General features: G+C 61.0%; 12 protein-coding genes. 3 read left to right on the top strand and 9 right to left on the bottom strand.

The features are described from left to right. Positions 1–73: 73 nt before the first annotated feature. The 3 genes from ACODSV_RS34230 to ACODSV_RS34240 all read right to left on the bottom strand — a co-directional run bounded on the left by ACODSV_RS34230 (position 74) and on the right by ACODSV_RS34240 (position 2619). The gene (locus ACODSV_RS34230; protein ID WP_024077947.1) at positions 74–907 is read right to left on the bottom strand and encodes a thymidylate synthase; all 834 of its coding nucleotides are present in this window, start codon (positions 905–907) and stop codon (positions 74–76) included. Between the two features lie 52 nt (positions 908–959). Further along, positions 960–1772: a prolipoprotein diacylglyceryl transferase gene (gene lgt / locus ACODSV_RS34235; RefSeq protein WP_024077948.1), complete on the bottom strand. Its 813-nt coding sequence runs from the start codon at positions 1770–1772 to the stop codon at positions 960–962. A gap of 64 nt (positions 1773–1836) precedes the next feature. Beyond that, entirely contained in the window at positions 1837–2619 is a 783-nt protein-coding gene (locus ACODSV_RS34240) for a sulfite exporter TauE/SafE family protein (protein ID WP_069077231.1), read from the bottom strand. 122 nt (positions 2620–2741) lie between these two features. On the opposite strand from ACODSV_RS34240, the gene ACODSV_RS34245 reads away from it, so the two are divergent. Continuing rightward, entirely contained in the window at positions 2742–3488 is a 747-nt protein-coding gene (locus ACODSV_RS34245; protein WP_150056384.1) for an NRDE family protein, read from the top strand. 65 nt (positions 3489–3553) lie between these two features. Here ACODSV_RS34245 and ptsP read toward each other — a convergent pair whose 3' ends face one another. Together ptsP and ACODSV_RS34255 are read right to left on the bottom strand one after the other, a co-directional pair. Then, positions 3554–5833, bottom strand: coding sequence for a phosphoenolpyruvate--protein phosphotransferase (ptsP, locus tag ACODSV_RS34250; protein WP_024077951.1), 2280 nt, complete (start codon positions 5831–5833; stop codon positions 3554–3556). A 22-nt stretch (positions 5834–5855) separates the two neighbouring features. Further along, positions 5856–6335: an RNA pyrophosphohydrolase gene (locus tag ACODSV_RS34255; protein ID WP_003176750.1), complete on the bottom strand. Its 480-nt coding sequence runs from the start codon at positions 6333–6335 to the stop codon at positions 5856–5858. Positions 6336–6478: 143 nt separating this feature from the next. Here ACODSV_RS34255 and ACODSV_RS34260 point away from each other — a divergent pair, with 143 nt between their 5' ends. Continuing rightward, positions 6479–7135: a histidinol-phosphatase gene (locus tag ACODSV_RS34260; protein ID WP_024077952.1), complete on the top strand. Its 657-nt coding sequence runs from the start codon at positions 6479–6481 to the stop codon at positions 7133–7135. A gap of 101 nt (positions 7136–7236) precedes the next feature. Here ACODSV_RS34260 and ACODSV_RS34265 read toward each other — a convergent pair whose 3' ends face one another. Further along, positions 7237–7650 carry a DUF2269 family protein gene (locus tag ACODSV_RS34265; protein ID WP_150056385.1) on the bottom strand — a complete coding sequence of 138 codons (414 nt, stop codon included), beginning with the start codon at positions 7648–7650 and terminating at the stop codon, positions 7237–7239. Positions 7651–7690: 40 nt separating this feature from the next. Then, a complete protein-coding gene (ilvA, locus tag ACODSV_RS34270) occupies positions 7691–9205 on the bottom strand; it encodes a threonine ammonia-lyase, biosynthetic (protein ID WP_024077954.1) in 1515 nt (504 codons plus the stop codon). Positions 9206–9340: 135 nt separating this feature from the next. On the opposite strand from ilvA, the gene rpiA reads away from it, so the two are divergent. Next, entirely contained in the window at positions 9341–10012 is a 672-nt protein-coding gene (rpiA, locus tag ACODSV_RS34275; RefSeq protein ID WP_024077955.1) for a ribose-5-phosphate isomerase RpiA, read from the top strand. Between the two features lie 123 nt (positions 10013–10135). Here the strand turns inward: rpiA and ACODSV_RS34280 are convergent, their stop codons facing one another. Next, entirely contained in the window at positions 10136–11050 is a 915-nt protein-coding gene (locus ACODSV_RS34280) for an SdiA-regulated domain-containing protein (RefSeq protein WP_024077956.1), read from the bottom strand. Positions 11051–11170: 120 nt separating this feature from the next. Next, positions 11171–12097, bottom strand: coding sequence for an SdiA-regulated domain-containing protein (locus ACODSV_RS34285; protein ID WP_024077957.1), 927 nt, complete (start codon positions 12095–12097; stop codon positions 11171–11173). Between the last annotated feature and the right edge of the window lie 169 nt (positions 12098–12266).

Raw genomic sequence — 12266 nt, forward strand, 5'->3', positions numbered from 1 at the left:
CAGTAATAAATGTACTGACTGACATACTGCAATCGGGGGCAAGCCCCCTCCCACAGTGGAACCGAGACCGACGTTAGATAGCCACGTCGGCCTTGATGCTTGGGTCGGCGTCGTAGCCCACGATTTCAAAGTCTTCGAACCTGTAGTCGTAGATCGACGCCGGCTTACGCTTGATCACCAGTTCCGGCAGCTTCTTCGGCGTGCGCGCCAGCTGGGTCCGGATCTGTTCCATATGGTTGCTGTAGGCGTGGGTGTCGCCGGTGGTGACGATGATCTCGTGAGGGATCAGGTCGCATTGCTGCGCCAGCATATGGGTCAGCAGCGCCAGCGCGGCGGTGTTGTAGGGCAGGCCGAGGAACACGTCGGAGCTGCGGATGTACAACTGCATCGACAGATGGCCGTCATGCACGAACGCCTGGTACAGCAGGTGGCACGGTGGCAGGGCTTGTTTGCCGTTGCGCGCGTTTTCCTGCGGGCTCTTGGTTTCGTCCGGCAGGTACTCGACGTTCCAGCCGTGGAACAGGATGCGACGGCTGTTGGGGTTGGTCTTGAGCGTGTGCACCATGTAGTCGATCTGGTTGATCGTGCCGCCATCCTTGGTCGGCCAGGCGGTCCACTGTTCGCCGTACACCGGGCCCAGGTCACCTTCTTCGGTGGCCCACTCGTCCCAGATTCTCACGCCGTTTTCGTTCAGCCACTTGATGTTGGTGTTACCGCTCAACATCCAGATCAGCTCGTTGGCGATGCTCTTGAAGTGAAGCTTCTTGGTGGTCAGCAACGGGAAGCCGTCGGCCAAGTTATGCCGATACTGACGGGCGAACACGGCCTTGGTGCCGGTGCCGGTACGGTCGCCTTTGGTCAGGCCATTGGTCACGACGTCGTTCAGTAGTTCGAGATATTGCTTCATGTCATTACCCGTATCGTTGAAGCCGAGACCTCGCAGGCCTCGGCGTTCGAATTTAAAGCGCGGTGTTCTTCAGCGGTTGCGGGCGGTTGTAGGCCCACCACAGCAAGCCCAGGCCGGCCAGGATCATCGGCAGGCTGAGGATCTGGCCCATGGTCAGCCAGCCCCACGCCAGGTAGCCCAGTTGCGCATCCGGCACGCGCACGAACTCGACGATGAAACGGAAGATCCCGTAGAACAACGCGAACATACCCGACACCGCCATGGTGGGACGTGGTTTGCGCGAGAAGAGGTACAGGATAAGGAACAGTGCCACCCCTTCCAGGGCGAACTGGTAAAGCTGCGACGGATGGCGCGGCAGCTGTGCCGGGTCGCTGAACGGCGGGAACACCATGGCCCACGGCACGTCGGTCGGCTTGCCCCACAACTCGGCGTTGATGAAGTTACCGATACGCCCGGCACCCAGGCCGATCGGCACCAGCGGTGCGACGAAATCCATCAGTTGGAAAAACGACTTGCCGTTGCGCCGGCCAAACCACCAGGCGGCGATCATCACGCCGATAAACCCACCGTGGAACGCCATGCCACCCTTCCACACTTCGAAGATCAGCGTCGGGTTGGCGATATAAGCAGAGAGATCGTAGAACAGCACATACCCCAGTCGCCCGCCGACAATCACCCCCATCGACAGCCAGAACACCATGTCGGAGAGTTTCTCCTTGGTCCAGGTCGGGTCAAAACGGTTCAAACGCCGAGAGGCCAGCAGCCAGGCGCCGCCGATGCCGATCAGGTACATCAACCCGTACCAGTGGATTTTCAGCGGACCGATGGCCAGGGCCACCGGGTCGATCTGCGGGTAAGGCAGCATTGCGACTCCTCGTTAAATCATTCGTTATGGCGCCGGACCATGCCCGGGCGCGATTAAGCCTGCGTTACAGCAAAAAATTCAAACCGACACAAAACAACAGACCGGCGAACAGCCGCTTCAACAGACGCGGCGACAAGCGGTGCGCCAGGCGTGCGCCGAAGCGGGCGAACACCATGCTGGTCAAGGCAATGCCCAGCAGTGCCGGCAAATACACGAACCCTAGACTATGAGCGGGCAACAGCGGGTCATGCCAGCCCAGAATCATGAAACTTAACGCGCTGGCCACGGCGATCGGCAGGCCGCAGGCCGATGAGGTGGCCACCGCTTGCTGCATCGGCACGCTGCGCCAGGTCAAAAACGGTACGGTCAGCGAGCCGCCGCCGATGCCGAAAATCGCCGAGGCCCAGCCGATCACCGTACCGGCCAGGGTCAGGCCGACCTTGCCGGGTACCGTCCGGCTGGCCTTGGGCTTGACCTCCAGGGCCAGCTGCACGGCGACGATCAATGCGAACACGCCAATGATCTTCTGCAAATGCGGGCCGGAGATCGCCTCGGCCGTCAGCGCGCCGAAGCCTGCGCCGATCAAGATGCCGACCGTCATCCACACGAATATCGGCCAACGCACCGCGCCGCGTCGGTGATGCTCACGCACGGCATTGATCGAGGTAAATATGATCGTCGCCAGGGAAGTGCCCACGGCCAGGTGGGTCAGCACCTGCGGGTCAAAGCCCTGCAAGGTGAAACTGAACACCAGCACCGGCACGATAATGATCCCGCCCCCCACGCCAAACAGCCCGGCGAGCACGCCCGCACAGGCACCCAGCAGCAAATACAGCAGAAATTCCATGGGAGCCCCCCAACCAAGTCCGGCATGTTAACGGATGGAAGGCATGCGACCCAACTGGATACGATGGAACGCCGCTGCCGGTGTGGGTAGAGTGACAAAAAAACACAAAGGGGAATCGCCTGATGTGCCTGATTGTTTTCGCCTGGCGGCCGGGCCACGCCCAACCGCTGATCGTCGCGGCCAACCGTGATGAGTTCTACGCCCGCCCCAGCCTGCCGCTGGCCCAGTGGCTGGATGCACCCGATGTGTACGCCGGTCGCGACCAGGAAGCGGGCGGCACCTGGCTGGGGGTCAATACCGATGGGCGATTCGCCGCCCTGACCAATATCCGCGACCCGCACCAACCGCCCGCAAGCAAGTCGCGCGGTGAATTGGTGGCGCGGTTTCTCAGCGGTTCACTGCCCATTGACGACTACTTGGCCGACGTTAACGGCCGATCGATTGAATATGCTGGGTTTAACCTGCTGGTGGGCACGCGGGATGAGTTGTGGCATTACAACGCCCGGGACACTGCGCCCAGCCTGTTGGCGCCTGGCGTGTACGGGCTATCCAATGCAGGGCTGGATACGCCCTGGCCGAAGCTGCTCAAGGCCAAGTCAGCATTGATTGAAGTCCTGGACGACCCGCAGCCGGACGCGCTGCTGCAGATCTTGAGCGACCCGCTGACAGCGCCATTTGCGGAGTTGCCGGATACCGGCGTGGGGTTGGCGACTGAAAGCCTGTTATCGAGCGTGTTTATCGCCAGCCCAAGTTATGGGACACGGGCGAGTACGGCGTTGATTGTAAATGCCGATGGCACGCGGCGGATGGTGGAGCGTAGTTTCGGACCCCATGGTGGCCGACTCGGCGAAGTCGAACTCACGCTCTAGGCACACCACAAAACCAATGTGGGAGGGAGCAAGCCCCCTCCCACCTTTCTCATCGGCACCAGGCTTTAGAGGGTCTTGGCGGAAGCCGGATTGATCATCCGCGTCAGCCCCAGGTTCTTCAGCGCCAATTGCAGCGAGCTGTGGATCACTTGCGGGTTGTCGATGGTCATCAACTCCGCCAGCAAGTCCTTGGCCCGGCTCAGGTTGATCTGGCGCAGCATCCACTTCACTTTCGGCAAGTTGGTGGCGTTCATCGACAGGCTGTCAAAGCCCATCGCCATCAACAGCACCGCTGCGGCCGGGTCGCCGGCCATTTCACCGCAGATGCTCACCGGCTTGCCTTCGGCATGGGCGTCGCGCACCACGTGTTGCAGGGCTTGCAGGACGGCCGGGTGCAGGTAGTCGTAGAGGTCGGCCACCCGTGGGTTGTTGCGGTCCACGGCCAGCAGGTACTGGGTCAAGTCGTTGGAACCGACCGAGAGGAAGTCCACCTGCCGCGCCAGCTCCTTGGCCTGGTAGACCGCCGCCGGGATTTCGATCATCACGCCAATCGGCGGCATCGGTACGTCGGCACCTTCGTCGCGCACTTCGCCCCAGGCACGGTGGATCAGGTGCAGGGCCTCTTCCAGCTCATGGGTGCCGGAGATCATCGGCAGCAGGATGCGCAGGTTATTCAAGCCTTCGCTGGCCTTGAGCATGGCGCGGGTTTGTACGAGGAAAATCTCGGGATGGTCGAGGGTGACGCGAATACCGCGCCAGCCGAGGAAGGGGTTGTCTTCCTTGATCGGGAAATAAGACAGTGACTTGTCGCCGCCGATGTCCAGGCTGCGCATGGTCACCGGTAACGGGTGGAAGGCCTGCAATTGCTCGCGATAAATCGCCAGCTGCTCCTTCTCACTCGGGAAACGCTGGTTGATCATGAACGGCACTTCGGTGCGGTACAGCCCCACCCCTTCGGCCCCGCGCTGTTGCGCGCGCGCGACATCGGCGAGCAGGCCGGTGTTGACCAGCAGCGGCACGCGGTGGCCGTCGAGGGTGACGCAGGGCAGCTCGCGCAACGAATCGAGGCCTTGCGCCAGTTGTTTCTCTTCTTCCACCACCTCGGCGAATTGCTTGCGCAGCACGTCGCTGGGGTTGGTGTAGACCTCGCCACGATGACCATCGACGATCATGTCGATGCCGTCGACCTTGGAATAAGGCAAGTCCACCAGGCCCATCACGGTCGGAATGCCCATGGCGCGAGCCAGGATCGCGACGTGGGAGTTGCCCGAACCCAATACCGAAACCAGGCCCACCAGCTTGCCTTCTGGCACTTCGCCAAGCTGAGTGGCCGTAAGTTCTTCACTGACCAGGATGGTGTTATCGGGGAAGACCATGTTGGTGGTGCGATCTTCCTGCAGATAAGCCAGCAAACGGCGACCCAGGTCGCGCACATCCGAAGCCCGTTCACGCAGGTAGGCGTCATCCATCATTTCAAAGCGGTTGACGTGATCGGTGACCACCTGGCGCAACGCGCCCTGGGCCCACTGGCCGGTCTTGATCACGGTCTTGACTTCGTTACCCAGGGACGCGTCGTCGAGCATCATCTGGTACACGTCGAACAGCGCGCGCTCTTCGGGGCGCAGCTGGGTGGCCAGCTTGTTCGACAGGTTGCGCATGTCGGCGCGCACGCCTTCGAGGGCGGTCTTGAACAGCTTGATCTCGGCGTCGATGTCGATGACGGTCTTGTCCGGCACCACATCGAGGTCGGCCGGTGGCAGCATGACCACCGCCGTACCCACCGCAGCGCCCGGCGAACCCGGCACGCCGACGAACTTGGCTTCCTGGATGCCCTTGCCCTGGCGCCCCAGGCCGCGAATCGAGCCCGTGGCTTCGGCGTGGGCGATAACCCCGGCCAATTGCGCGCTCATGGTCACGAGGAAGGCTTCTTCACCTTCGTCGAACTGGCGGCGTTCTTTCTGCTGGATGACCAACACGCCAACGACGCGGCGGTGGTGGATAATCGGTGCGCCGAGGAACGAGGCGTAGCGCTCTTCACCGGTCTCGGCGAAGTAGCGATACCGCGGGTGATCAGCGGCGTGTTCAAGGTTCAGGGGTTCTTCACGCGTCCCCACCAGGCCCACCAGACCCTCATTGGGTGCCATGCTGACCTTGCCAATGGAGCGCTTGTTCAAGCCCTCGGTGGCCATCAGCACAAAACGGTTGGTCTCTGGGTCCAGCAGGTAAACCGAGCAGACCTGGCTGCCCATGGCTTCCTTGACGCGCAACACAATAATCCCCAACGCCGCCTTGAGATCCTTGGCGGAGTTAACTTCCTGGACGATCTTGCGCAGCGTATTGAGCATGGCTCGGGGTCGAACTCCGTCGTCAGTCGCGCGCTAAAAGGCGCGGGGCAAGCTCTTTGAGAGCGCGACGATAAACCTCGCGCTTGAATGTCACCACCTGGCCCAACGGGTACCAATAGCTGACCCAGCGCCAGCCATCGAACTCCGGTTTACCGGTCAAATCCATCCGCACCCGCTGCTCGTTGGAGATCAGGCGCAGGAGAAACCATTTCTGCTTCTGGCCGATGCACAGCGGTTGGCTGTGGGTACGCACCAGACGTTGCGGCAAACGATAGCGCAACCAGCCGCGGGTACAGGCCAGAATTTGCACATCTTCACGCTCAAGGCCGACTTCTTCGTTCAACTCACGGTACAAGGCGTCTTCAGGGGTTTCGTCGGGGTTGATTCCACCTTGAGGAAACTGCCAGGCATCTTGGTTGATTCGGCGAGCCCATAGCACCTGTCCGGCATCATTCGTAAGAATAATCCCGACATTAGGACGGAAACCATCGGGGTCGATCACGGCAACAACCTCGCAAACGCATGTCGCCGCATTGTTCCACAAAGGTTGATCCAGCGGCAACGAGGCTTCTTACCTTATGTGCACTCTTGTGAAAAGACCGTATTCTGGACGCCTTTTTACAGACTTTTCAGCGAGTAACTGCAATGCGCCTGGCTTTATTCGACTTGGACAACACGCTCCTGGGGGGTGACAGCGATCACGCCTGGGGCGATTACCTCTGCGAACGCGGGATTCTCGACCCGGTGGCCTACAAGGCTCGCAACGATGAGTTCTACCAGGACTACCTGGCCGGCCAACTGGATAACGCGGCCTACCTGAACTTTTGCCTGGAAATCCTCGGCCGCACCGAGATGGCCCAGCTGGACGAGTGGCACAACGACTATATGCGCGACTGCATCGAGCCGATCATGTTGCCGCAGGCATTGGAACTGCTGGCCAAACACCGCGATGCCGGCGACAAGTTGGTGATCATCACCGCCACCAACCGGTTCGTCACCGCGCCAATTGCCGCACGCCTGGGCGTAGACGCCCTGATCGCCACCGAATGCGAGATGGAAGACGGCCGCTACACCGGGCGCAGCACCGATGTGCCGTGCTTCCGTGAAGGCAAGGTGACACGCTTGAATCGTTGGCTGGAAGAGACTGGGCATAGCCTGGAAGGCAGTTACTTCTATAGCGACTCGATGAATGACCTGCCGCTGTTGGAGCAGGTGACGCATCCGGTGGCGGTGGATCCGGATCCGAATCTGCGCGCTGAAGCCGAGAAGCGTGGTTGGCCGGTGATTACGCTGCGTAGCTGATGGCCCTATCGGGGGCAAGCCCGCTCCCACACTCGAGCGCATTCACAAATCAACATGTGGGAGGGGCTTGCCTCCCGATAAGGTAGGCGCGGTCTAAAACCCTAAACCGGCTTGGCGCCCATCAACCCCGCAATCGCTACAAACCCCGCCAGGCTGACCACTGCCAGGACCAGGGTGAAATTCAGGCTGCCGCCCTCGCCCTTGCGCAGGCGATTGAGGCGCGCCACCAGCCAGAACCAGGCCAGCGCCGCGACGGTGTAGAGGATGCTGGAACCCAGGATCCAGGTCTGCCCCAGCGGCCAGCCGATCAAGTGCGCCAGCCACCAGCCGGTAAACGGCATGCTGAGCAGGCAGCCCCCCATCAGCAACCACAGGAACACCCATGGGCGTTGCACGGTAACCGCCGGGCCGGCACTGCGTTTGCGCCAGGCCAGCAGTGCCAGGCCCAGGCCGCTGAGCAGCAATAACGCAGTGGCCGCAATGTGGATAACTTTCAGGGTGGTCAGGGTTTCCATGGTTTCGATTCCTTAAAGGCCGCCCAATCAGCGTAGTCGTTCAACCGAGGAACAGTTGGTACGCCGGGTTATCACTTTCATCCCAGTACGGGTAGCCGATGGCTTCAAGGGCTGCAGGCACCAAGTGGCGCTCGTCCGCCGGCACTTGCAAGCCGGCGACCACACGGCCATCAGCCGCGCCATGGTTACGATAGTGGAACATCGAGATATTCCAGCGCCCGCCCAGCTTATTCAGGAAGTTGAACAGCGCGCCGGGGCGCTCCGGGAACTCGAAGCGCAACACCACTTCATCGCTGACTTTGGCCGCATGCCCGCCAACCATATGGCGGATGTGCAACTTGGCCAGCTCGTTTTCGGTCAGGTCCAGCACCGGAAAGCCCTTGCCGGTGAGGCTGGCGATCAACGCGCTGCGCGGGTCGTTTTCCGGGTGGGTCTGCACGCCGACAAAGATGTGCGCCTCGCTGCCGGAGTGGTAGCGGTAGTTGAATTCGGTGATCTGGCGCTTGCCCACGGCCTCGCAGAATGCTTTGAAGCTGCCCGGTTTTTCCGGGATGGTCACGGCGATAATGGCTTCGCGCCCCTCACCCAACTCAGCGCGCTCGGCCACATGGCGCAGGCGGTCGAAGTTGACGTTGGCCCCCGAGTCGATGGCCACCAGGGTTTGCCCGGTGATGCCACGGGTCTCGACGTACTTCTTGATACCGGCCACGCCCAGCGCGCCGGCCGGCTCGGTGATCGAACGGGTATCGTCGTAGATGTCCTTGATCGCCGCACAGATTTCATCGGTGCTGACGGTGATCACTTCATCCACATAGTCCTTGCAGATATCGAAGGTGTACTGGCCGATCTGCGCCACCGCCACGCCATCGGCAAAAATGCCCACCGTCGGCAGTACCACACGTTCGCCCGCCGCCATCGCGGCTTGCAGGCAGTTGGAGTCGTCCGGCTCGACGCCGATGATCTTGATTTCCGGGCGCAGGTATTTCACGTACGCCGCGATACCCGCGATCAGCCCGCCGCCGCCCACCGGAACGAAGATCGCATCCAGCGGCCCTGGGTGCTGGCGCAGGATCTCCATGGCCACAGTGCCCTGCCCGGCAATGGTGTGCGGATCGTCATAGGGGTGGATGTAGACGTAGCCTTTTTCATCGACCAGCTTCAGCGAGTAGGCCAGGGCTTCCGGGAAGGAATCACCGTGCAGCACCACCTTGCCGCCGCGGGAGCGCACGCCTTCGACCTTGATCTCCGGGGTGGTCTTGGGCATTACGATAGTGGCCTTGACCCCCAGCACCTTGGCTGCCAGGGCCAGGCCCTGGGCATGGTTGCCGGCCGAGGCGGTGACCACGCCGCGCGCACGCTCTTCGTCCGTCAACTGGGTCAGCTTGTTATACGCACCGCGAATCTTGAATGAGAACACCGGCTGCAAGTCTTCACGCTTGAGCCAGACCTTGTTGCCCAGCCGCTCGGAGAGCTGGCGGGCGGTCTGCAATGGAGTTTCCACGGCAACGTCGTAAACGCGCGAGGTGAGGATCTTTTTGACGTACTGTTCAAGCATCGGAAAGCATCACTGGGCGGGTTGGGCAGGGTCGAGGAGTCTAACCCGGCTTTTGGCCGTACGACCACACGAATCCCGAGGTTTTGTTGGGTTATACTCGCGCCCTCTTTACTCCCCGCCCGTTCCGGAGCCCGCATGACCCAGGATCAACTCAAACAGGCAGTGGCCCAGGCCGCCGTCGATTTAATCCTTCCTAAACTCGACGACAAGAGCATCGTCGGTGTCGGCACCGGCTCCACCGCCAACTGCTTTATCGATGCGCTGGCCAAGCACAAGGGCGCATTCGATGGCGCCGTGGCCAGCTCCGAAGCCACCGCCGCGCGCCTCAAGGGCCATGGCATTCCGGTGTACGAGCTCAATACCGTGAGCGACCTGGAGTTCTATGTCGACGGTGCCGATGAAAGCGACGCGCACCTGAACCTGATCAAGGGCGGCGGCGCGGCCCTGACCCGCGAGAAGATCGTCGCGGCCGTGGCCAAGACCTTTATCTGCATCGCCGACGCCAGCAAGCTGGTGCCGGTGCTCGGCGCGTTCCCGCTGCCGGTGGAAGTGATCCCCATGGCCCGCAGCCACGTGGCCCGCGAACTGGTGAAACTGGGCGGCGACCCGGTGTACCGCGAAGGCGTGTTGACCGACAACGGCAACATCATCCTCGACGTGTTCAACATGCAAATCACCAACCCAGTGGAGCTTGAGACTCAGATCAACGCCATCGTCGGCGTGGTCACCAACGGCCTGTTCGCTGCGCGTCCGGCTGATGTGCTGTTGCTGGGCACGCCCGAAGGCGTGAAAACCCTCAAGGCCTGAGAACACCACACATCCAATGTGGGAGGGGGCTTGCCCCGATGGCGGTGCCTAAGTCAATTAGATGTCGACTGACACATCGCTATCGGGGGCAAGCCCCCTCCCACATTTTTGATCGGCGGTGCCTCAGAGATTGGGTTTCTTGAACACATAGAACAGGTTCGGCTCGCTGACCAGGTACAACGTGCCCTCGTCATCCATGGCGATCCCTTCGGCCTGCGGCACGCGCTTGCCCAGGCCATGGCGCCCTTTGAGCAGCGACAAACTGCTTAATGGCCGCCCATCGATATCCAGCTCCAACACCAGGAACGACTCATCCGACAGCGCCAGCAAATGACCGCTGCGCTCATCGTATTGCAAGCTTGAAAGGTCGCGCACAAACAACCCGGCATCGCGCCTGGGGTTGTTGACCACGTGCACTGAGTAGGTTTTTTCCGGTTTGAAATGGGGAAAGCCGTGGACCTCGTAGATCAGCATCGGGTCGCGCTCCTTGGCGACAAACAGGCGCTTGCCAACCGAGTCATAGGCCAACCCTTCGAACCCCTTGTTGCCGCCGACATGCATGCCCAGGGTCATCTGCTCCGCGTCGGCCGCGTCGAGGAATTGGGTGTCGTCGTCCACATGCACCTTGATCAGGCGTTGCTGGCGCTCATCGCTGATGACGTAGATGTTGTCGCTGATGAACTCCACGGCTTCGGCATCGCCAAACCCCACCAGGGGAATGCGTCGCAGGATCTTGCCCTGCAGGGACAGTTCGATCAGTTCGGCGTTTTTATTGGTGACAGTAAACAGGCTGTTGCGCACCGGGTCGTAGGTGAGCGCTGAAACATCGTCGTCGAGCCCCTCGATCACCTGGGCTTCGAGGGCGACCCGATAATCCGCCAGGCCGATGGAGCGCTCGTCGGCAGGCTGGCGCCACGCTTTCCAGTTGAACCAGGCGCGCTCGAACAGACGAAACTGTTGCGCAAAGACGCCGACGGAAACCAGCGCAATCAACAGCAGGATAAACAATGCAGGTTTGGGGCGGGCAAATCGGCGCATCGGGGCGGGCTCGAAGAAAAACTGGCGAATAGATATCAAGGTCGCCTGAATTTAAACTTAAACGCACCGGACTGTCTGGCGAATGCCGCTCATAGAGACGCATCCGACGTAATCGGTCTGCTATTTCCGCTTCTCGAAGCGATAGAACAGGTTTGGCTCACTGACAAAGTACAGGTTGCCACTCTCGTCCATGGTCACCCCTTCCGCGCGGGGGATGGTGTCTTTCAGGCCATTGAAGCCGCCGAGCAAGGTCATGAAGCTGACCTGCTTGCCCTTCTCGTCCAGTTCCAGCAACAGGTGGGAGTCCGCCGACAGCACCAGCAAGTGCCCGGTACGCGGGTCGACGGCCAGGGCCGAGAGGTTGCGCATGTCCAGCTCGGTGCTGGCCAGCTTTTGCTTGTCGCCGACCAGGGTCTGGCTACCGTCGCTTTTCCAGGTGAACAGCGCCGGCGGTCGTTCTTCACCCAGCACCAGTTGCTGGTTGCGCTTGTCCCAGGTGATGGCTTCAAAGGCTTTGTTCTGGTCTTTGGACGGCCCCAGGTCATAACTGGAGAAGTCCGCCTTGTTCAACGCTGTCGTACCGGCGTCGACCTTGATGATGGTCAGGCTGTGCTGGCGCTCATCCACCACGGCCATCAGGCCGTTTTCCATGACTGTCACACCTTCCGGGTTATTCCAACCGTTGAGCGGCATCTTGCGCAGCACATCGCCTTGCAGGGTCAACTCAACCAGGAACGGGTTCTTGCCCATGACCGAAAACAGGGTTTTGGTCTGCGGGTTATAGGCCAGGTCGGAAGCCTCGTCCTTCTCCATGCCGGGCAGCAACTTGGCGTCGATCACGGCGCGATAGTCCGGTAGCCAGACACTGGCCTCGCGCTCGGCGGGCGATTCAAAACGCTCCACCAACCACAACACACCCCGATTGTCCCAATGCATGGCCCAGGCGATGCCATACACAATGGCCCCGACCAGAAACAGCCAGGAATACCAGCGCAGGGCAAAACGCGAACGTCGCTTGGGCGTCAGGGTAGGCAGGGGCACAGCCATTGGGCGCTTATCCAGAAAGTCAGCATTAGGTGATAGCACAGGCTCGACGAGCCTGCGTGTTCGAGGCTGAGGATTATCCGGATAGCGTGTGAAAAAAATGCAAAACATTGGATTTTGTGGCGAGCGGGCTTGCTGTGGCGAGCGGGCTTGCCCCGCGTTGGGCTGCGAA

This window comes from Pseudomonas sp. FG86 (genome assembly GCF_057808775.1).